General features: G+C 73.3%; 22 protein-coding genes. 20 read left to right on the forward strand and 2 right to left on the reverse strand.

Annotation, left to right across the window (positions count from 1 at the left end):
* Window positions 1-3: 3 nt before the first annotated feature.
* Complete coding sequence (locus ACIQUQ_RS07725; RefSeq protein WP_403972894.1) at window positions 4-1,533, reverse strand: oxidoreductase; 1,530 nt, start codon at window positions 1,531-1,533, stop codon at window positions 4-6.
* Window positions 1,534-1,715: 182 nt separating this feature from the next.
* On the opposite strand from ACIQUQ_RS07725, the gene hisD reads away from it, so the two are divergent.
* The 9 genes from hisD to ACIQUQ_RS07770 all read left to right on the forward strand — a co-directional run bounded on the left by hisD (window position 1,716) and on the right by ACIQUQ_RS07770 (window position 8,917).
* Window positions 1,716-3,038 carry a histidinol dehydrogenase gene (gene hisD, locus ACIQUQ_RS07730; protein WP_403972427.1) on the forward strand — a complete coding sequence of 441 codons (1,323 nt, stop codon included), beginning with the start codon at window positions 1,716-1,718 and terminating at the stop codon, window positions 3,036-3,038.
* Entirely contained in the window at window positions 3,035-4,156 is a 1,122-nt protein-coding gene (locus ACIQUQ_RS07735) for a histidinol-phosphate transaminase (protein WP_403972429.1), read from the forward strand. Before hisD ends, ACIQUQ_RS07735 begins: the two co-directional genes overlap by 4 nt.
* Window positions 4,153-4,746, forward strand: coding sequence for an imidazoleglycerol-phosphate dehydratase HisB (hisB, locus tag ACIQUQ_RS07740; RefSeq protein ID WP_125645881.1), 594 nt, complete (start codon window positions 4,153-4,155; stop codon window positions 4,744-4,746). The genes ACIQUQ_RS07735 and hisB overlap by 4 nt, the downstream gene beginning before the upstream one ends.
* Window positions 4,747-4,748: 2 nt before the next feature.
* A complete protein-coding gene (locus ACIQUQ_RS07745) occupies window positions 4,749-4,916 on the forward strand; it encodes a hypothetical protein (RefSeq protein WP_403660748.1) in 168 nt (55 codons plus the stop codon).
* Entirely contained in the window at window positions 4,913-5,560 is a 648-nt protein-coding gene (hisH, locus tag ACIQUQ_RS07750) for an imidazole glycerol phosphate synthase subunit HisH (RefSeq protein ID WP_403972432.1), read from the forward strand. The genes ACIQUQ_RS07745 and hisH overlap by 4 nt, the downstream gene beginning before the upstream one ends.
* A complete protein-coding gene (gene priA / locus ACIQUQ_RS07755; RefSeq protein WP_403972435.1) occupies window positions 5,560-6,291 on the forward strand; it encodes a bifunctional 1-(5-phosphoribosyl)-5-((5-phosphoribosylamino)methylideneamino)imidazole-4-carboxamide isomerase/phosphoribosylanthranilate isomerase PriA in 732 nt (243 codons plus the stop codon). The genes hisH and priA overlap by 1 nt, the downstream gene beginning before the upstream one ends.
* Window positions 6,288-6,683 carry a RidA family protein gene (locus tag ACIQUQ_RS07760; RefSeq protein ID WP_399939898.1) on the forward strand — a complete coding sequence of 132 codons (396 nt, stop codon included), beginning with the start codon at window positions 6,288-6,290 and terminating at the stop codon, window positions 6,681-6,683. The genes priA and ACIQUQ_RS07760 overlap by 4 nt, the downstream gene beginning before the upstream one ends.
* Entirely contained in the window at window positions 6,680-7,435 is a 756-nt protein-coding gene (hisF, locus tag ACIQUQ_RS07765; RefSeq protein WP_403972438.1) for an imidazole glycerol phosphate synthase subunit HisF, read from the forward strand. The genes ACIQUQ_RS07760 and hisF overlap by 4 nt, the downstream gene beginning before the upstream one ends.
* A 96-nt stretch (window positions 7,436-7,531) precedes the next feature.
* Entirely contained in the window at window positions 7,532-8,917 is a 1,386-nt protein-coding gene (locus tag ACIQUQ_RS07770) for an MFS transporter (RefSeq protein ID WP_403972441.1), read from the forward strand.
* A gap of 421 nt (window positions 8,918-9,338) precedes the next feature.
* On the opposite strand, the gene ACIQUQ_RS07775 is transcribed toward ACIQUQ_RS07770, so the two are convergent.
* Window positions 9,339-9,971, reverse strand: a complete 633-nt coding sequence (locus ACIQUQ_RS07775) for a TIGR03085 family metal-binding protein (protein WP_403972443.1) — start codon at window positions 9,969-9,971, stop codon at window positions 9,339-9,341.
* A 112-nt stretch (window positions 9,972-10,083) separates the two neighbouring features.
* Between ACIQUQ_RS07775 and hisI the strand changes: the two genes are divergently transcribed.
* From hisI to lgt, 11 genes are all read left to right on the forward strand, one after another.
* Entirely contained in the window at window positions 10,084-10,467 is a 384-nt protein-coding gene (hisI, locus tag ACIQUQ_RS07780) for a phosphoribosyl-AMP cyclohydrolase (protein ID WP_399939908.1), read from the forward strand.
* 15 nt (window positions 10,468-10,482) lie between these two features.
* Window positions 10,483-11,970: an anthranilate synthase component I gene (locus ACIQUQ_RS07785; protein ID WP_403972445.1), complete on the forward strand. Its 1,488-nt coding sequence runs from the start codon at window positions 10,483-10,485 to the stop codon at window positions 11,968-11,970.
* Window positions 11,971-12,065: 95 nt separating this feature from the next.
* Window positions 12,066-12,710 (forward strand): TIGR02234 family membrane protein, encoded by a 645-nt coding sequence (locus ACIQUQ_RS07790; RefSeq protein WP_403972447.1) that lies wholly within the window; start codon window positions 12,066-12,068, stop codon window positions 12,708-12,710.
* Between the two features lie 120 nt (window positions 12,711-12,830).
* Window positions 12,831-13,061, forward strand: coding sequence for an HGxxPAAW family protein (locus ACIQUQ_RS07795; RefSeq protein WP_399939917.1), 231 nt, complete (start codon window positions 12,831-12,833; stop codon window positions 13,059-13,061).
* 114 nt (window positions 13,062-13,175) lie between these two features.
* Window positions 13,176-13,682: a DUF2752 domain-containing protein gene (locus ACIQUQ_RS07800; protein ID WP_403972449.1), complete on the forward strand. Its 507-nt coding sequence runs from the start codon at window positions 13,176-13,178 to the stop codon at window positions 13,680-13,682.
* Between the two features lie 139 nt (window positions 13,683-13,821).
* The gene (gene trpC / locus ACIQUQ_RS07805; protein WP_399939923.1) at window positions 13,822-14,631 is read left to right on the forward strand and encodes an indole-3-glycerol phosphate synthase TrpC; all 810 of its coding nucleotides are present in this window, start codon (window positions 13,822-13,824) and stop codon (window positions 14,629-14,631) included.
* Window positions 14,632-14,641: 10 nt separating this feature from the next.
* A complete protein-coding gene (trpM, locus tag ACIQUQ_RS07810) occupies window positions 14,642-14,878 on the forward strand; it encodes a tryptophan biosynthesis modulator TrpM (protein WP_399939925.1) in 237 nt (78 codons plus the stop codon).
* A gap of 417 nt (window positions 14,879-15,295) precedes the next feature.
* Window positions 15,296-16,546, forward strand: a complete 1,251-nt coding sequence (gene trpB, locus ACIQUQ_RS07815) for a tryptophan synthase subunit beta (RefSeq protein WP_403972452.1) — start codon at window positions 15,296-15,298, stop codon at window positions 16,544-16,546.
* Window positions 16,543-17,370 (forward strand): tryptophan synthase subunit alpha, encoded by an 828-nt coding sequence (trpA, locus tag ACIQUQ_RS07820; protein ID WP_403972454.1) that lies wholly within the window; start codon window positions 16,543-16,545, stop codon window positions 17,368-17,370. The genes trpB and trpA overlap by 4 nt, the downstream gene beginning before the upstream one ends.
* A gap of 101 nt (window positions 17,371-17,471) precedes the next feature.
* Window positions 17,472-18,251 carry a DsbA family protein gene (locus ACIQUQ_RS07825; RefSeq protein ID WP_403972456.1) on the forward strand — a complete coding sequence of 260 codons (780 nt, stop codon included), beginning with the start codon at window positions 17,472-17,474 and terminating at the stop codon, window positions 18,249-18,251.
* A gap of 99 nt (window positions 18,252-18,350) precedes the next feature.
* A complete protein-coding gene (gene lgt, locus ACIQUQ_RS07830) occupies window positions 18,351-19,487 on the forward strand; it encodes a prolipoprotein diacylglyceryl transferase (protein ID WP_403972459.1) in 1,137 nt (378 codons plus the stop codon).
* Window positions 19,488-19,516 lie beyond the last annotated feature (29 nt).

The following is a 19,516-nucleotide window of genomic DNA, read 5'->3' on the forward strand; positions in this document are numbered from 1 at the left end:
GCGTCACCCCCGCCTGAGCAGCCGTGAGGCCCCGGCCGCCACGGTGGTCGCCAGGATCCACCCCAGCAGCACCAGCGCGGCCGCCACCCACTGCCAGGTCCCGGCCAGCCGCCAGTACCCGTCCTGCCCGAGGTTGATCACCGGCAGCAGGAGGTCCAGGGCGTAGAGCACCGGGTTCCACTCCGGGTGCTCGTCGGGCTTGATGGCGGGCGGATCATGGCGCGAAAACGCCAGTGCGCCCGCCGCCCACAGCACCGCCATCCACAGCGCCGCGCGGCCCGGCCGGTAGCCGTAGGCCACCGTCCAGTCCTGCACGAGCCCCCACAGCTTGCCCGCCAGCGGCAGCGTCTCGCGCCGCCTGCGCTGCTTGGCCAGCAGCACTTCCCGGGCGTCCGCGTCCTCCCCGCTGTTGCGCAGCACCGCCGCCAGCCGCTCGTACGGCTCCGGCGAGTACTCCGGCGTCGCCGCCTCCACCCACTCCAGCCGCCGCACCAGCGGGAAGTGCCCGCGGGGCGCCAGGTGCTCGTACGAGAAGCCGTCCATCGCGAAGCCGCCCGGGCCGGGCCAGCTCAGCGAGGTGTCCACCAGCTTCACCACCTTGGCCCCCGACAGCACCACCCGCCCGTGCTCCGGCCGCTCCCCGACGAACCGCAGCTCCGGCGTCTGGATCCGGCGCAGCGACACCTCCTGGTCGGAGGCCAGCAGGAAGCGCGCCCCGTAGAAGTCCACCGCGTCGCCGAACCGGCCGTCGTCCAGCCGCAGCCCGCCCCGGCAGTCGAAGCGCTGCACCCGCGCCCCGCGCACCGGCGTGTTGCTGATGCCGTACGGGGGAGTGGAGCCGGACTCCGAGTCCACCGCCACCGACGTGAGGTACAGGGTCCGCTCCACGGTCAGCTGCGGGGCGTTCAGCGCGCGCCTGCCGTACGGGTTGCGCAGCTTCGCCCCGCGCAGGCTCATCGACACGCCGACCTTCGCGCCGCGCAGGCTGATCTCCCCGTACGCCTCCAGCATCTCGGCCTGGAAGTCCTGCGCCACCGACATGCCGTCCGCGGCGATCGCCCGGCCGCGCCGGTCCCGCTGCACCACCAGCTGGCTGATCAGCAGGTCCGTGCCGATCTGCGCGTCCGTGAGCCGGATCCCGCGCGCCACCCGGCAGCGCGGCAGGTGCAGGTCGCCCTCGGTGTGCAGCCGGGCCGCCTCAATCCGGGGTATCGCGCAGCGCACCAGCCGCAGCGTGGTGAACTTCGCCTCCGGCAGCAGCAGCTCGTTGTCGAACCGGCAGGACTGCAGCTCCACGTACGGCTCCACCGAGCCGCCCGACAGGTCCAGCCTCCCCATGATCCGCGCGCCGCGCAGCTTGAGCGAATGAACCCGGCCCGGCACCGGCGGCGGCCCGCTGAGCAGCAGCAGCGCCACGACCTCGGCACGCACGCTCCGCCCGGGTCCCCACACGCGGTCGGCGAAGGGGTCGTCCAGGTCCTCGGCGTGCGCCGAGAGGTCGCACACGCTGCCCGTCCGGAACGCCCGCCACATCCGCAGCTCCGGCTCGGTCAGATCCTCCGGCGCCCCCTCGGCGCGGGTCTCGTCCACCACGGCCCCCCGTTCCCCGTCGGCCCAGTCCACCGCAAGGTAACCGCCGGGTGTGACATCCGGGGCGTGTATCAGCCAGTGATACGGACGACCGGTGCCGGTGGACGGTCTGAGAGAATCGGAGGGTGATCTCTCGTATCGACCTGCGCGGCGACGCCCTCCCCGAGGGTGGAGCCCTGCGCGATCTGCTGCCCCGTGCCGAGTTCGACGTGGAAGCCGCCCTGGACAAGGTGCGGCCCATCTGCGAGGACGTGCATCATCGCGGCACCGCGGCGCTGATCGAGTACGCGCAGAAGTTCGACGGGGTCACCCTGGAGCGCATCCGGGTGCCCGCCGAGGCCCTCGCCGAGGCACTGGCCGGGCTCGACCCCGCCGTACGCGCCGCCCTGGAGGAGTCCATCCGGCGCGCCCGCATCGTCCACGCCAACCAGCGCCGCACCGAGCACACCACCCAGGTCGTCCCCGGCGGCACCGTCACCGAGAAGTGGGTGCCCGTCGAGCGGGTGGGCCTCTACGCGCCCGGCGGCCGTTCGGTGTACCCGTCGTCCGTCGTGATGAACGTGGTCCCGGCCCAGGAGGCGGGCGTCGAGTCCATCGCGCTCGCGTCCCCGCCGCAGGCCGAGTTCGACGGCCTGCCGCACCCGACGATCCTGGCCGCCTGCGCGCTGCTCGGCGTCGACGAGGTGTACGCCGCCGGCGGCGCCCAGGCCGTCGCGATGTTCGCGTACGGCACGGACGAGTGCGCCCCCGCGAACATGGTCACCGGCCCCGGCAACATCTGGGTCGCGGCCGCCAAGCGTTACTTCACCGGCCGCATCGGCATCGACACCGAGGCCGGCCCGACCGAGATCGCGATCCTCGCCGACGCGACGGCCGACCCGGTGCACGTCGCCGCCGACCTGATCAGCCAGGCCGAGCACGACCCGCTGGCCGCCGCCGTGCTCGTCACGGACTCCGAGGAGCTCGCGGCCGCCGTCGAGAAGGAGCTGGAGCCGCAGGTCGCGGCCACCCGGCACGTCGAGGACCGGATCAGGCCCGCCCTGGCCGGCAGGCAGTCCGCCATCGTGCTGGTCCGCGACCTGGAGGACGGCCTCAAGGTCGTCGACGCGTACGGCGCCGAGCACCTGGAGGTCCAGACCGCCGACGCCGCCGCCCGGGCCGCCCGGGTCCGCAACGCCGGTGCGATCTTCGTCGGCCCCTGGGCCCCGGTCTCCCTGGGCGACTACTGCGCGGGCTCCAACCACGTGCTGCCCACCGGCGGCTGCGCCTGCCACTCCTCCGGTCTGTCCGTGCAGTCCTTCCTGCGCGGCATCCACATCGTCGACTACACGCGCGACGCCCTCGCCGAGGTCACCCACCACGTGGTGACGCTGGCCGAGGCCGAGGACCTCCCCGCGCACGGCGCCGCCCTCAAGGCGCGCTTCGGCTGGAAGGTGCCCGGCCAGTGACCTCGTACGACGGCGTCGGCATCGACGACCTCCCCATCAGGGACGAACTGCGCGGCAAGTCCCCGTACGGCGCCCCGCAGCTCGACGTGCCCGTCCAGCTGAACACCAACGAGAACCCCTACGAGCTGCCCGAGCCGCTCGTACGCCGGATCGCCGAGCGCGTCGCCGAGGCGGCCCGCACCCTCAACCGCTACCCCGACCGGGACGCGGTCGAGCTGCGCACCGAGCTGGCGAAGTACCTCACCCGCACGGGGAAGCACCCGGTCGCCAAGGAGAACGTCTGGGCCGCCAACGGCTCCAACGAGGTGATCCAGCAGCTGCTGCAGACCTTCGGCGGCCCCGGCCGCACCGCGATCGGCTTCGAGCCCTCGTACTCGATGCACGGCCTGATCGCCCGCGGCACCGGCACCGGCTGGATCTCCGGCCCCCGCCGCGAGGACTTCACCATCGACGTCGACGCGGCCGCGGCGGCCATCGCCGAGCACGCCCCCGACGTCGTCTTCATCACCTCGCCCAACAACCCCACCGGCACGGCGGTCGGGGCGGAGACGGTCCTCGCCCTCTACGAGGCGGCCCAGGCGGCCAAGCCCTCCCTGGTGGTCGTGGACGAGGCGTACGTGGAGTTCAGCCACCGGGACTCGCTGCTGCCCCTCATCGAGGGCCGGCCGAACCTGGTGGTCTCCCGGACCATGTCCAAGGCATTCGGCGCGGCCGGGCTGCGCCTGGGCTATCTCGCCGCGCACCCGGCCGTGGTCGATGCGGTCCAGCTGGTGAGACTGCCGTACCACCTGTCGGCCGTCACCCAGGCCACGGCCCTGGCCGCCCTGGAGCACACCGACACCCTGCTCGGCTACGTCGAGCAGCTCAAGGCCGAGCGGGACCGGCTGGTCGCCGAACTGCGCGCGATCGGCTGGGAGGTCACCGAGTCCGACGCGAACTTCGTGCAGTTCGGCAGGTTCGAGGACTCCCACACCGCCTGGCAGCGGATCCTCGACCGGGGCGTCCTGGTCCGGGACAACGGAGTACCCGGGTGGCTGCGGGTGACCGCGGGCACCCCGGCGGAGAACGACGCGTTCCTGGAAGCGGTTCGCGCACTGAAGAAGGAGCAGCAGGCATGAGCCGCATCGGACGGGTCGAACGGACCACCAAGGAAACCTCGGTCCTCGTCGAGATAGACCTCGACGGCACCGGCAAGGTCGACGTCTCCACCGGCGTGGGCTTCTACGACCACATGCTCGACCAGCTCGGCCGCCACGGCCTCTTCGACCTCACGGTCAAGACCGACGGCGACCTGCACATCGACTCGCACCACACCATCGAGGACACCGCCCTCGCGCTCGGCGCCGCCTTCAAGCAGGCCCTGGGCGACAAGGTCGGCATCTACCGCTTCGGCAACTGCACCGTGCCGCTGGACGAGTCTCTCGCCCAGGTCACCGTCGACCTCTCCGGCCGCCCGTACCTCGTGCACACCGAGCCCGAGAACATGGCGCCGATGATCGGCGAGTACGACACCACGATGACGCGGCACATCCTGGAGTCCTTCGTGGCCCAGGCGCAGATCGCCCTGCACGTGCACGTCCCGTACGGCCGCAACGCCCACCACATCGTGGAGTGCCAGTTCAAGGCGCTGGCCCGGGCCCTGCGCTACGCGTCCGAGCGCGACCCGCGCGCCGCCGGCATCCTGCCCTCCACGAAGGGCGCCCTCTGACCGTGACCGGCCTGTCCACCATCCTGATCGTCGTCGGCCTCTTCCTGGCCGGCGGCGTCTACTCCTTCCAGAAGCAGCAGATGCCCAAGGGCATCGTCGTGCTGCTGGCCATCGGCTCCGCGATGTGTCTGCTCGCCGGAGTCCTGCGGATCCAAGGAATCTGGGAATGAGCGCGAAGAGCGGCAAGAAGGTCGTGGTCTTCGACTACGGCTTCGGCAACGTCAGGTCCGCCGAGCGGGCCCTGGCCCACGTCGGCGCCGACGTGGAGATCACCCGCGACTACGACAAGGCGATGGACGCCGACGGACTCCTGGTCCCCGGCGTCGGCGCCTTCTCCGCCTGCATGCAGGGCCTCAAGGACGCCCGCGGCGACTGGATCGTCGGCCGCCGGCTGTCCGGCGGCCGCCCCGTGATGGGCATCTGCGTCGGCATGCAGATCCTCTTCGAGCGGGGCATCGAGCACGGCGTGGAGACCGAGGGCCTCGACGAGTGGCCCGGCACGGTCGAGCCCCTCAAGGCCCCCGTCGTCCCGCACATGGGCTGGAACACCGTCGACGCGCCCGCGGACAGCCAGTTGTTCGCCGGCCTCGACGCCGACGCCCGCTTCTACTTCGTGCACTCCTACGCGGTGCGCGAGTGGACGCTGGAGGTCACCAACCCGCGGATCACCGCCCCCAAGGTCACCTGGGCCACCCACGGCGAGCCCTTCGTCGCCGCCGTGGAGAACGGCGCCCTGTGGGCCACGCAGTTCCACCCCGAGAAGTCGGGCGACGCCGGAGCACAGCTCCTCACCAACTGGATTGGCACCCTCTGATGGCCGAGAAGAAGCTCGAACTCCTCCCCGCCGTCGACGTGCGCGACGGCCAGGCCGTCCGCCTCGTCCACGGCGAGTCCGGCACGGAGACCTCGTACGGCTCCCCGCTCCAGGCGGCCCTCGCCTGGCAGGCCGCGGGCGCCGAGTGGCTCCACCTGGTCGACCTCGACGCCGCCTTCGGCACCGGCGACAACCGCGACCTGGTCGCGGAGATCACCCGCGCCATGGACATCAAGGTCGAGCTGTCCGGCGGCATCCGCGACGACGCCTCGCTCGCCAAGGCCCTGGCCACCGGCTGCACCCGCGTCAACCTCGGCACCGCGGCCCTGGAGACCCCTGAGTGGGCCGCCAAGGCCATCGCCGAGCACGGCGACAAGATCGCCATCGGCCTCGACGTGCGCGGCACCACCCTCAAGGGCCGCGGCTGGACCAGCGACGGCGGCGACCTGTACGAGACGCTCGCCCGCCTCGACTCCGAGGGCTGCGCTCGCTACGTCGTCACCGACATCGCCAAGGACGGCACGCTCACCGGCCCCAACCTGGAGCTGCTGAAGAACGTCTGCGCCGCCACCGACCGGCCCGTCGTCGCCTCCGGCGGCGTCTCCTCGCTGGCCGACCTGCGCGCCATCGCCGAGCTGGTGCCGCTGGGCGTCGAGGGCTCCATCGTCGGCAAGGCCCTGTACGCCAAGGCGTTCACCCTGGAAGAGGCCCTGGAGGCGGTGTCCCGGTGACCGAGGTCAAGCGCATCTCCTCCGGCGGCCCCTGGGAGGACGTGATCGCGTACTCCCGCGCGGTCGAGCTCCCCAACGGCATGGTGCTGGTGTCCGGCTGCACCTCGGTGGTCGACGGTGCGGCCAGCTACGGCAACCCGTACGAGCAGACGGTCAACTCCTTCAACGTGGCCCTGAAGGCCCTGGCCCAGGTCGGGCTGGGCGCCGAGCACGTGGTCAGGACGCGCATGTACCTGACCCACGCCCGGGACGTCGACGAGGTGGGCCGCGCCCACAAGGAGCTCTTCGACGCCGCCCGCCCCGCCAGCACGATGGTGATCGTCGCCGGTCTCGTCGACCCCAACCTGGTCGTCGAGGTCGAGGTCGAGGCCTACCGGGGAGGTGCGGCATGACCCTCGCCGTGCGCGTCATCCCCTGCCTGGACGTCGACAACGGCCGGGTCGTCAAGGGCGTCAACTTCCAGAACCTGCGCGACGCGGGCGACCCCGTCGAGATGGCCAAGCTCTACGACGCCGAAGGCGCCGACGAGCTGACCTTCCTCGACATCACCGCCTCCTCCGGCAACCGCGAGACCACCTACGACGTGGTGCGCCGCACCGCCGAGCAGGTCTTCATCCCGCTCACCGTGGGCGGCGGCGTGCGCACCGCGGAGGACGTGGACAAGCTGCTGCGGGCCGGCGCGGACAAGGTGGGCGTCAACACGGCGGCCATCGCCCGGCCGGAGCTGATCCAGGAGATCGCCGAGCGCTTCGGACGGCAGGTGCTCGTCCTGTCGGTCGACGCCCGCCGCACCCCCTCCGGGTCCTTCGAGGTCACCACCCACGGCGGCCGCCGGGGCACCGGCATCGACGCGGTCGAGTGGGCCCACCGGGCGGCCGAGCTGGGCGCGGGCGAGATCCTGCTCAACTCGATGGACGCCGACGGCACCAAGGACGGCTACGACATCGAGATGATCGCGGCCGTGCGCAAGCACGTGACCGTCCCGGTGATCGCCTCCGGTGGCGCCGGCCGGCTGGCGGACTTCCCGCCGGCGATCGAGGCGGGCGCCGACGCGGTGCTGGCCGCCTCGGTGTTCCACTTCGGCGACCTGCGGATCTCGCAGGTCAAGGACAGCCTCCGCGAGGCGGGCCACCCGGTCCGCTGACCGGCCGCCCCGCGCCGCGGCAATTCGCTTGCCGGGCCCGCCCGCACCACCCCACCACCCCTAATATGGTCCAGACCAACTGGGGGGTGAGGTCGGGTGGGCCCGAAGGCCGCGTACCGCGACGGGAACGTACTGCGCTGGCTGTTCGCTTACGCCGCATCGCTGATCGGCGACGGGGTGTACTTCCTCGCGCTGGGCTGGGCGGCGGCCCGCGCGGCCGGCCCCGCCGAGGCCGGTGTGGTGATGGCCGCCGGAGCCGTGCCGAGGGCCCTGCTGATGCTCGGCGGGGGAGTGGTCGCCGACCGCTTCGGACCCCGCCTGGTCGTGGTCTCCTCCGACGCCGTGCGCTGCGCGGTCGTCCTGGCGGTGGCCGCGGCCGTCTGGACGAGCACCCCGGGCCTGTGGGCCCTCACCCTGGTCGCCCTGCTCTTCGGCGCCGTCGACGCGCTCTTCATGCCCGCGGTCGGCGCACTCCCGCCCCGGATCGCCGGCCCCGGCCAGCTCGTCCGCGTCCAGGGCATGCGCAACCTCGTGGAACGCGTCGGCCACACCGCGGGGCCGCCCCTGGCGGGCCTGGCCATGGGCGTGGCCGGACCGGGCGCGGCCTTCGCCGTGGCGGGCGCGCTGTTCGCCGTCTCGCTGGTCCTGCTGCTGGCCGTACGCATCACCCCGGTGCCGGACCTGGCGCCGGGCGGCGGCTCCGCTGGGCCGGCTGCGGTTGGGCCGGCTGCGGTTGGTGGGGGTGCGGTTGGTGGGGGTGCGGTTGGTGGGGGTGCGGGCGGTGGGGGTGCGGTTGCTGGGGGTGCGGGCGGTGGGTGCTCGGCGGACGGGACCGCCGGCCCGCCGGACCGCGGGACCGCGTCGGCCGAGTCCCCCTGGCAGCAGCTGCGCCGGGGCCTGGCCTACATCAGGCGGCACCCGGTGATAGGCCCGCTCGTCGTCTCCGGGGCGCTCAGCCAGCTCGGCATCTCCGCGCCCCTCACCCTCGGCCTGATCCTGCTCGCCGGGGAACGCCACTGGGGCCCCTCCGGCGTCGGCTGGATCGTCGGCGCCTTCGGCGTGGGCGCGGCCTCCAGCGCCCTGGTCCTCACGCTCGTCCCCCGGGTGCCGAAGGCCGGGGCCGTGCAGAACGCCACCCTGATCGTCGGCTCGGCCGGCATAGGCGCCCTCGCGCTGACCCCCAGCCTGCCCGCCGCCGTGGTGCTGGCCCTGGTCACCGGGCAGGTCTGCGGGGTGTGCGGCGGCCTGGCCGTCGCCCTGATCCAGAGCGCGACCGACGCCCGCTACCTGGGCCGGGTCAGCTCCGTCATGGCCTTCACCGCCGTGGGCATGGCCCCGATGACCTACCCGGTCTTCGGCTTTGCGGCCGGCCTCTTCGGCACCGTGCCGGTCTTCGTCGCGGGCGGGCTGCTCAGCATGGCCGGGGCGATCGTCGGCACCTCGGCCCCCGCCGTCCGGCGGGCGGAGCTGGCCTTCGGCTGAGGGCTGGTTTGCCGGTGATTCGCTCGGTTCGCCGGCGGTTTGCTGTCGGTTCGCCGGCGGTTCGCTGTCCGTTGGTCCGCCGTCCGTTGGTCCGCTGTCCGTCCGCCGGCCCGTGGTGTGTGGGTCCCCTCGGTGCTTGACGCGTCGTGGCCTGCAGGCCCTGCGGCAGGCCCACCCCTGGGGCAAGGGGGCTTCGCCCCTGGCCTTCGGCCACCCCAGGCCCGGGCCTGCCTCCGGACCAGCCTGCCACGACGCGTCAAGCACCTCCCCCACACACCACGGGCCGGCTCCCAGCAGCTTCGAGGAGGGGGAGCCCCGGTTCGGGGAGGTGGACCGGCGGCGGATCGAAAGCCGACCGGCATCGGTGCCGGCGGCGGCCGCGTACCGGCTGCTCGCGACGGGACCGCGTACCCGCCCCGGATCAGATGCCGAGCTTCGCCGTGGTCAGCTGGGCCACCGCCGTCTTCTCGCCGTCCAGCTCGATGCGGGCCGCGTCCTGGCGGCCGAAGCAGAACAGCGTCAGCTCGCCCGGCTCGCCGGTCACCGTCACCACCGGCGTGCCCTTGTGCGCCACCGCCGTCCGGCCGTCCGGCCGCCGCAGCACCAGGCCCACGGGCGACTTCCGGCCGGTCAGCCGGGCCAGCTTCTCCAGCCTGGCCCACAGCGAGTCCGCGAACACCGGGTCCAGCTCCCGCGGGCTCCAGTCCGGCTGCGCCCGCCGCACGTCCTCCGCGTGCACGAAGAACTCGACCGCGTTCGCCGCCTCGTCGATCTGCTTCAGCGCGTAGACCGACATCTTCGGCGGACCCGTCCTGATCAGCCGGATGAGCTCCTCGTACGGCTTGGCCGTGTACTCCGCCATCGCCTGGTCCAGCCGCGTCTTGAGCACGTTCAGCAGCAGACCGCCCGCCGCGTCGGGCCGCCGCTCCCGCACGACCACGTGCGCGGCCAGCTCCCGTGTCCGCCAGCCCTCGCACAGGGTCGGCGCGTCCGGCCCCGCCTGCTCCAACAGATCGGCCAGCAGCAGTCGTTCACGCTTCGCATGGGTAGACATGCCGCCAGCCTACGGCCAAAGCCTCACGCGGGGCCTGCGACGCGGCACTCACTGCTGCCCAGCAGGCGGACAGTATGGAAGTCGGCGAGGTCGCAGGCGGCACAATGGCCCCATGAGCGCAACCCCCCGGTCCAGCAGCCTCGACCCGGCCATCGCCGCCCGCCTGAAGCGGTCCCCCGACGGCCTGGTCCCCGCCATCGCCCAGCAGTACGACACCGGAGAGGTGCTCATGCTCGGCTGGATGGACGACGAGGCCCTGCACCGCACCCTCACCACCGGCCGGTGCACGTACTGGTCCCGCAGCCGCAGCGAGTACTGGGTCAAGGGCGACACCTCCGGCCACTTCCAGCACGTGAAGTCCGTCGCCCTGGACTGCGACGCCGACACCGTCCTGGTGAAGGTCGACCAGGTCGGCGCCGCCTGCCACACCGGGGCCCGCACGTGTTTCGACGCCGACGTGCTGCCGCTGGCCGAGTCCGGCACCCCCGCCGAGTAGATAGGGTCTGCCGCCATGGATCTTGAGACGTTCCGCAAGCTGGCGGGCGACCGCCGTGTCCTGCCCGTCACCCGCAAGCTGCTCGTCGACGGCGACACCCCCGTCGCGCTCTACCGCAAGCTCGCCGCCGAACGCACCGGCACCTTCCTCCTGGAGTCCGCCGAGAACGGCCGCTCCTGGTCCCGGTACTCCTTCATCGGCGTCCGCAGCTCCGCGACCCTCACCGCCCGCGACGGCCAGGCCCACTGGACCGGCACCGCCCCCGTCGGCGTCCCCACCTCGGGCGACCCGCTGGAAGCCCTGCGCAAGACCATCGAGACCCTGCACACCCCCCGCGACCTCGCGCAGGGGCTGCCGCCCTTCACCGGCGGCATGGTCGGGTACCTCGGCTACGACATCGTCCGGCGCCTGGAGCGCATCGGCGACCACGGACAGGACGACCTCCGGCTGCCCGAGCTCACCATGCTGCTCACCTCCGACCTCGCGGTCCTCGACCACTGGGACGGCACCGTCCTGCTGATCGCCAACGCGATCAACCACAACGACCTCGACACCGGCGTCGACGAGGCCTACGCCGACGCCGTAGCCCGCCTCGACGCCATGGAGGCGGACCTCGCCCGCCCCGCCCCGTACACCCCGGCCGCCCTCCCGGAGTCCCAGCTGCCGCCCTTCGACGCCCTCTGGGGCGGCGAGGCCTACCAGGACGCCGTCGAGGACATCAAGGAGCGCATCCGGGCCGGCGAGGCCTTCCAGGTGGTGCCCTCCCAGCGGTTCGAGACCCCCTGCCACGCCTCCGCGCTCGACGTCTACCGCGTGCTGCGGGCCACGAACCCGTCCCCGTACATGTACCTCTTCCGGTTCGACGGCTTCGACGTCGTCGGCTCCAGCCCCGAGGCGCTGGTCAAGGTCGAGGACGGCCAGGCGATGGTGCACCCCATCGCCGGCACCCGGCACCGCGGCGCCACCCCGCAGGAGGACCAGGCCCTCGCCGAGGAGCTGCTCGCCGACCCCAAGGAGCGCGCCGAGCACCTGATGCTCGTCGACCTCGGCCGCAACGACCTGGGCCGGGTCTGCGAGCCGGGCTCCGTCGAGGTGGTCGACTTCATGTCGATCGAGCGCTACTCGCACGTGATGCACATCGTCTCGACCGTCACCGGCCGGGTCGCCGCCGACAGGACCGCCTTCGACGTGCTCACCGCCTGCTTCCCGGCCGGCACCCTCTCCGGGGCGCCCAAGCCCCGGGCCATGCAGATCATCGAGGAGCTGGAGCCCAGCCGCCGCGGGCTGTACGGCGGCTGCGTCGGCTACCTCGACTTCGCCGGCGACTCCGACACCGCCATCGCCATCCGCACCGCCCTGCTGCGCGACGGCACCGCGTACGTCCAGGCGGGCGCCGGCGTGGTGGCCGACTCGAACCCGGTCGCCGAGGACACCGAGTGCCGCAACAAGGCCGCCGCCGTGCTGCGCGCGGTCGGCGCCGCCAACCGCCTCTACCTGGAATAGGCCGCGCCCGCGGCCCGTACCGGAGCCGCGCCGGTGGCAAAGTGTGCCGCACGTCGCGAGAGCCGGTAGGGATGCTCCGGGGGCGGTAGGGGATAGTGGAGTACGTGAGTGCCGTACCCCACCCCCGAACCGCCCCCCGCAGTGCCGCCCCGGCCGGCCGTCGCAGCGTCGCCGCGGCCCTGCTGCTCGGCGCGCTCGGCGCGACCGTCGTCCTCCTCGCCTCCGGCAGGACCTGGGCGCGTGGCACCGCCGCCATCGGAGGAGGAACGCTTCCTCTGACGGCGGACGGCCGCGCGGTCACCGGCGTCCCCGCGGCCCTCGCCATCGTCGGCCTCGCCGCCCTCGTCGCCGTGTTCGCGGTACGGGGCGCCGGCCGGGCCCTGGTGGCGGGCCTCCTCGCGCTGTCCGGCGCCGGTGCCGCCGTCGCGGCCGTGCTCGGCGCCTCCGACCGCGCGGCGCTGGACGACCAGGCCGCCCGTACCACCGCCGACACCGCGGCCACCGTCGCCGGGCTGACCCACACCGCCTGGCCCTACGTCACCGCCGCGGGCGCCGCCCTCATCCTCGTCGCCGGGCTGCTGGCCCTGCGGTACGGGAAGAGCTGGCCCGCCATGTCCGGCCGGTACGAGCGCGACGGCTCGCCCCGGCCGCGCAAGGCGCCGGCCGCGGTGGACCCGGACCGGCCGGAGGACCTGTGGAAGGCCCTGGACCGTGGCGAGGACCCCACCGGCGGCAACTGACCCGCCGGTCAACCCCGCGATCCCCCCGGCCACCCCGGCGCAAGGACGCCCGGGCCGTACGGGACAATGACATCCGAGCGTTCGACTCAGCACGTTCGACAGAGCAACGAGGAGCAACTCATGGCGGGCAGCAGCCACGGACACACCCCGGCCGCCTGGACCGGTGTCACCATCGCCTTCATCGGTTTCTGCATCGCGGGAGCCTTCATGGTGCTGGCCAACCCGGTCGGGTTCTGGGCCGGCATGGCCGTCGTCGTGCTCGGCGGTGTCGTCGGCATGGCGATGAAGGCCGCGGGCATGGGCATGAAGAAGCCCGCCGCGTCCCTCGCGCAGGCCCGCTCCGAGGTCTGAGCGGGCCCGGGGACCCGCCCGTCCGGGCGGCCCTCCCCGGCACACTCCGGCACTTCCTGAAGGCGCGGCCCCCCTCGGGCTGCGCCTTCCGGCGTGAGGGGCGAGAATCACCGGGTGGACGCCTCTCGCACCCCGCCCCTGCCCGCCGCCGACGCCGCGGCCCCGGCCCCGCCCGCCGACCGGCAGGACCTGCGGGGGGACGCCCGGACCGCCGTAGGGGACTCCCGCACCCGCCGGCTGGCGGCACCCCTCGTCACCCTCGCGGGGGTCGTCGGCGCCTTCGCGTACGTCGGCTCCGTCGACCCGAACGAACCCGGCCACTACCCACTCTGCCCCCTGCTGCGGCTCACCGGCGTGCTGTGCCCCGGGTGCGGCGGACTGCGCAGCGCCCACGCGTTCGCTCACGGCGATCTGGTGACCGCATTCGGGGCGAACGCCATGGCCGTCCTCGGCTACCTGGCCTTCGCGGCCTTCACGGCCGCGTGGCTGGTTCGCGCCGGTCAGGGCCGGCCGGCCCCGCGGATCGCCCTGAAACCGGCCTGGTGGTGGCTGCTGGGGGCCGCGGCCCTGGCCTTCTCGGTTGTCCGGAACCTGCCCGTCGGATCCGCGCTCGCCCCATGAACCCTTGCTTCCGCATGTCCAGGTGGTGGGACTGGCCGGACGGCGTGCGGAGGTGTGGGCCCCGGCGGGCTAGCATGGCATTGCTGACCTTGAACAGACCGACCATCGATCGTCACCGACCCGGAAGGGGGCCGCTCGCGTGAGTGTGCTCGACGAGATCATCGAAGGGGTCCGCGAAGACCTTGCCGAACGGCAGGCCCGCGTGAGCCTCGACGAGCTCAAGGAGCGTGCCGCCAAGGCGCCCCAGGCCAAGGACGGCGTCGCGGCCCTGCGGGGCGAAGGCGTCAAGGTGATCTGCGAGGTCAAGCGGTCCAGCCCGTCCAAGGGCGCGCTGGCCGCGATCGCCGACCCGGCGGGCCTGGCGGCCGACTACGAGGCGGGCGGCGCGGCCGTCATCTCCGTGCTCACCGAGCAGCGGCGCTTCGGCGGCTCCCTGGCCGACCTGGAGGCCGTCCGCGCTCGCGTGGACATCCCGATCCTCCGCAAGGACTTCATCGTCACGGCGTACCAGCTGTGGGAGGCCCGCGCCTACGGCGCCGACCTGGCCCTGCTGATCGTCGCGGCGCTGGAGCAGGAGGCCCTCGTCTCCCTCATCGAGCGTGCCGAGTCCATCGGGCTCACCCCGCTCGTCGAGGTCCACGACGAGGAGGAGGTCGAGCGCGCGGTGGCCGCCGGCGCCAAGATCATCGGCGTCAACGCGCGCAACCTGAAGACCCTGGAGGTCGACCGCTCCACCTTCGAGCGCGTCGTGCCCGAGATCCCCGCCGGCATCGTGAAGGTGGCCGAGTCGGGCATCCGCGGCCCCCACGACCTCATCGCGTACGCCAACGAGGGCGCCGACGCCGTGCTCGTGGGCGAGTCCCTCGTCACCGGACGCGACCCCCGTGCCGCGGTCGCCGACCTCGTCGCGGCGGGCGCGCACCCCGCCCTGCGGCACGGCCGGAGCTGACGGCCCCGCCATGACCACCGCCCGCCGCGCCCCGCGCCCGCGCCCCAGCCGTCTCGGCTCGGGGCTGGCGGGGCTGCGCGCGGAGGGCGTGGCGCGTGACCCGCACGCGCCGCTGGCCCGCGGCTGCAAGCCGCGCGGCTGCCGGGCACCGGCCCGCCGAGTGCTCGGCCGCCGGGTCCGCTACATCCTCGGTTCGGAGCCCGGGCAGGTCAACGGCATGCGATGGCGTGCCGGAGCCGCGCTGTAGCCACAGAGGAAGGCACCGGGCAGCGTCCCACGGCCCCTGCCGGGCCGGCTGACGCCGCACTCCGCCGCCGGGACCGCCCACCACCGTGGGCGTCCCCGTCCGGCGGCGTTCCGGTGCGCCGGGAGGCGTCCGCCGCCCGGTCCGTGCCCCGAGGGCTGGTGCCGGCGTCCCGGAACCCGGCGGTCCGTTCCCGCGGTCCGTACCGGCGTCCCGGAACCGGCGTACCGGCCCCCGGCCCGGAACCGGCCTACGTGCCCCCGGCCCGGAACCGGTGTACGTGCCCCCCGGCCCGGAGCCGGCGGAGTGCCCGCCACCCGGACGGCCCCCGGGCCACCGCCCGCTTCCTCGCGGCACCGCCGCCCCGCGGCGTACGGCGCATACGGTGACAGACACCCGTTGCTCCCGAGAGGTACTGGCATGTCCAGCGAGTTCTTCATCCCCGACCACCAGGGTCAAGTCCCCAACTCCGAGGGCTACTTCGGAGACTTCGGCGGCAAGTTCATCCCCGAGGCGCTGGTCGCCGCCGTCGACGAGGTCGCGGTCGAGTACGAGAAGGCCAAGAACGACCCCGCCTTCGCCGCCGAACTCAACGACCTGATGGTCAACTACACCGGCCGCCCGAGCGCCCTCACCGAGGTGCCCCGGTTCGCCGAGCACGCGGGCGGCGCCCGCATCTTCCTCAAGCGCGAGGACCTCAACCACACCGGCTCGCACAAGATCAACAACGTGCTGGGCCAGGCCCTCCTCACCAAGCGCATGGGCAAGACCCGCGTCATCGCGGAGACCGGCGCCGGCCAGCACGGCGTCGCCACCGCCACCGCCTGCGCCCTCTTCGGCCTCGAGTGCGTCATCTACATGGGCGAGATCGACACCCAGCGCCAGGCGCTGAACGTCGCCCGCATGCGCATGCTCGGTGCCGAGGTCATCGCCGTGAAGTCCGGCTCGCGCACCCTCAAGGACGCGATCAACGAGGCGTTCCGCGACTGGGTCGCCAACGTCGACCGCACCCACTACCTCTTCGGCACGGTCGCCGGCCCGCACCCCTTCCCCGCCATGGTCCGCGACTTCCACCGGGTCATCGGCGTCGAGGCCCGCCGCCAGATCCTGGAGCGCGCCGGACGCCTGCCCGACGCCGTCGCGGCCTGCGTCGGCGGCGGCTCCAACGCCATCGGCCTGTTCCACGCCTTCGTCCCGGACGCGGACGTCCGGCTGGTCGGCTTCGAGCCCGCCGGCCACGGCGTCGAGACCGGCGAGCACGCGGCCACCCTCACCGCCGGCGAGCCCGGCATCCTGCACGGCTCCCGCTCGTACGTGCTCCAGGACGAGGAGGGCCAGATCACCGAGCCCTACTCGATCTCCGCCGGCCTGGACTACCCCGGCATCGGCCCCGAGCACGCCTACCTCAAGGACATCGGCCGCGGCGAGTACCGCGCCGTCACCGACGACGCCGCCATGCAGGCCCTGCGCCTGCTGTCGCGCACCGAGGGCATCATCCCGGCCATCGAGAGCGCGCACGCCCTCGCCGGAGCCCTGGAGCTGGGCAAGGAGCTGGGCAAGGACGGCCTGATCGTGGTCAACCTGTCCGGCCGCGGTGACAAGGACATGGACACGGCCGCCCGCTACTTCGGCCTGTACGACGACGCGAACGCCGAGGGGGAGACCAAGTGAGCGCCACCGAGAAGGCCGGGCGTATCGAGCTGCTGAGCGACACGCTCGCCAAGGCCAAGTCCGAGAACCGGGCCGCCCTCATCGCCTACCTCCCGGCCGGCTTCCCGACCGTGGACGGCGGCATCGAGGCCGTCAAGGCCGCGATCGCGGGCGGCGCGGACGTCGTCGAGGTCGGCCTGCCCCACTCCGACCCGGTCCTCGACGGCCCGGTCATCCAGACCGCCGACGACATCGCGCTGCGCGGCGGCGTGAAGATCGCCGACGTGTTCCGGACGGTCAAGGAGGCCCACGACGCCACCGGGGCGCCCGTCCTGGTCATGACGTACTGGAACCCCATCGACCGCTACGGCGTGGAGCGCTTCACCGCCGAGCTGGCCGCCGCGGGCGGCGCCGGCTGCATCCTGCCCGACCTGCCGGTCCAGGAGTCCGCCCTGTGGCGCGAGCACGCGGAGAAGCACGGTCTCGCGACCGTCTTCGTCGTCGCGCCGAGCAGCAAGGACGAGCGCCTCGCCACCATCACGGCCGCCGGCACCGGCTTCGTGTACGCCGCCTCGCTGATGGGCGTCACCGGCACCCGCGAGTCCGTCGGCGCCGAGGCCCAGGACCTGGTGCGCCGCACCCGCGCGACCACGGACACCCCGGTCTGCGTGGGCCTGGGCGTCTCCAACGCCGCGCAGGCCAAGGAGGTCGCGGCCTTCGCGGACGGCGTGATCGTCGGCTCCGCCTTCGTGCAGCGGCTGCTCGACGCCCCCGACCTGGCCGCGGGCCTGGCGTCGGTGCGCGCGCTGGCCGGCGAGCTGGCCGAGGGCGTACGCCGGGGCTAGTCCGCGGCAGGGACCCGGCGCCCGCGGGGTGCTGTAGTCCGTACGGGTGGAATCCGGACCGGGGAGGCACGCGAGTGCCTCCCCGGTTCGTTTCGCTGGGCGTGAGCGAGAACTCGGAAGCGAAACGATCTGCCAGGGAGCGACTGGCGCAGGAGCGCGAGCGGCAGAAGGCGAAGGACAAGCGCAGGCGCACCCTCCTGGTGGCCGGCGCCGTCCTCGGCGTGCTCGGCCTGGCGGCGGTGGTCGGCGTGATCGCCGCCAACGCCGGCAAGGACGGCGGCAAGGACACCGCGGGCCCGGTGGTCGCCCCCTCGGGCGCCGTCGGCAAGGACGCACTGGCCATCCAGACCGGCAAGGACGGCGCCAAGTCCACCCTCGTCGTGTGGGAGGACTTCCGCTGCCCCGCGTGCAAGTCCTTCGAGGACAACTACCGCGCGACCATCCACGAGCTGGAGGCCAAGGGCCAGCTCAAGGTCGAGTACCACCTGGTGACGCTGATCGACTCCAACATGGGGGGCAGCGGTTCGCTCAAGGCGGCCAACGCGGCGGCCTGCGCGCAGGACGCGGGCAAGTTCTCCCCGTACCACGACGTGCTCTTCGTGAACCAGCCGCCGGAGCCGGACGACGCGTACGGCAAGGACGAGAAGCTGCTGGAGCTGGCGGCGAAGGTGCCGGGACTGGACACGCCGGAGTTCCGGCAGTGCGTGGCGGACGGCTCCCACAACAGCTGGGTCGACAAGTCCTACGCGGCCTTCAAGGCCGGGAACTTCCGCGGCACCCCCACGGTCCAGCTGAACGGCAAGGACATCTTCGCCGACCAGTCCAACCCGCTGACCCCGCAGAAGCTCAAGCAAGCGGTCGAGGCGGCGGCCCAGGGCTGATCCCGCCCGGTTTGGGCGGCGAGTGTGTGACGGTTTTGCGTCTGACCCTGCCGGGCGGTTGCCTTGGGTACCGCCCGGCAAGGTAGCGTCGGACCTGCCATGACTCTTGCCTTCATCCCCAGCCCGTCGACCGGCGTGATCCATCTCGGACCGGTTCCGCTGCGCGGCTACGCGTTCTGCATCATCCTCGGCGTCTTCGTCGCCGTCTGGCTCGGCAACAGGCGCTGGATCGCGCGCGGCGGCAAGCCGGGCACGGTCGCGGACATCGCCGTCTGGGCCGTGCCGTTCGGCCTGGTCGGCGGACGTCTGTACCACGTGATCACCGACTACCAGCTGTACTTCGGCGAGGGTGAGAACTGGGTCGACGCCTTCAAGATCTGGGAGGGCGGTCTCGGCATCTGGGGCGCCATCGCGCTCGGCGCGGTCGGTGCCTGGATCGGCTGCCGCCGCCGCGGCATCCCGCTGCCGGCCTGGGCGGACGCCCTGGCGCCCGGCATCGCGCTGGCGCAGGCCATCGGCCGCTGGGGCAACTGGTTCAACCAGGAGCTGTACGGCCGGGCCACCGATCTGCCCTGGGCGCTGGAGATCAGCGAGGGCCCCAACCGCGTCGCGGGCACCTACCACCCGACCTTCCTGTACGAGTCGCTGTGGTGCGTCGGCGTCGCGCTCCTGGTGATCTGGGCCGACCGGCGCTTCAGGCTGGGCCACGGCCGGGCCTTCGCCCTGTACGTCGCCGCCTACTGCGCGGGCCGCGGCTGGATCGAGTACATGCGCGTCGACGAGGCGCACCACGTGCTGGGCCTGCGCCTGAACGTGTGGACCGCGATCGTCGTGGGCCTGCTGGCCGTCGTCTACTTCGTGGTCTCGGCGCGGCTGCGTCCGGGGCGCGAGGAGGTCGTGGAGCCGGAGGTCCGCCCGGGCAGGGCCCGCAAGGCGGCGGCTGCCGCGGAGGCCGGTGCGGACGGTGACGGTGCCGGCGGGGCCGGCGACGGCAAGGACGCTGCCGGCGAGGCCGGGGACGGCGTCGCCGCGGAGGCCGCTCCGGACGACGGGGACGGGGACTCGTCCCCGAAGGCGGACGCCGACGCCGACGGCCCGGCGGACACCACCCCGGCGGACATCACCCCGGAGGACTCGGCGGCCGATGCCGATGCCGACGCCGATGCCGATTCCGACGCGGTGGACGACGGGAAGACCCCGGCCGGGGCGACCGTCCCGGACACCAAGAAGCTCTGAGCCCTCCGGCTCACCCCGCAGGCCCGCCC

Origin of the sequence: Streptomyces sp. NPDC101118, assembly GCF_044759445.1 — a bacterium.
Taxonomy (GTDB): domain Bacteria; phylum Actinomycetota; class Actinomycetes; order Streptomycetales; family Streptomycetaceae; genus Streptomyces.

Excerpts from the sequence above, each read along its gene's own strand:
- hisF (WP_403972438.1), top strand. The coding sequence starts at position 6,680 with ATGACCCTCGCCGTGCGCGTCATCCCCTGCCTGGACGTCGACAACGGC.
- ACIQUQ_RS07725 (WP_403972894.1), bottom strand. The coding sequence starts at position 1,533 with ATGTGGCGGGCGTTCCGGACGGGCAGCGTGTGCGACCTCTCGGCGCAC.
- ACIQUQ_RS07785 (WP_403972445.1), top strand. The coding sequence starts at position 10,483 with ATGGATCTTGAGACGTTCCGCAAGCTGGCGGGCGACCGCCGTGTCCTG.
- lgt (WP_403972459.1), top strand. The coding sequence starts at position 18,351 with ATGACTCTTGCCTTCATCCCCAGCCCGTCGACCGGCGTGATCCATCTC.
- hisI (WP_399939908.1), top strand. The coding sequence starts at position 10,084 with ATGAGCGCAACCCCCCGGTCCAGCAGCCTCGACCCGGCCATCGCCGCC.
- trpM (WP_399939925.1), top strand. The coding sequence starts at position 14,642 with ATGACCACCGCCCGCCGCGCCCCGCGCCCGCGCCCCAGCCGTCTCGGC.
- ACIQUQ_RS07775 (WP_403972443.1), bottom strand. The coding sequence starts at position 9,971 with ATGTCTACCCATGCGAAGCGTGAACGACTGCTGCTGGCCGATCTGTTG.
- ACIQUQ_RS07795 (WP_399939917.1), top strand. The coding sequence starts at position 12,831 with ATGGCGGGCAGCAGCCACGGACACACCCCGGCCGCCTGGACCGGTGTC.
- trpB (WP_403972452.1), top strand. The coding sequence starts at position 15,296 with ATGTCCAGCGAGTTCTTCATCCCCGACCACCAGGGTCAAGTCCCCAAC.
- hisB (WP_125645881.1), top strand. The coding sequence starts at position 4,153 with ATGAGCCGCATCGGACGGGTCGAACGGACCACCAAGGAAACCTCGGTC.
- hisH (WP_403972432.1), top strand. The coding sequence starts at position 4,913 with ATGAGCGCGAAGAGCGGCAAGAAGGTCGTGGTCTTCGACTACGGCTTC.
- priA (WP_403972435.1), top strand. The coding sequence starts at position 5,560 with ATGGCCGAGAAGAAGCTCGAACTCCTCCCCGCCGTCGACGTGCGCGAC.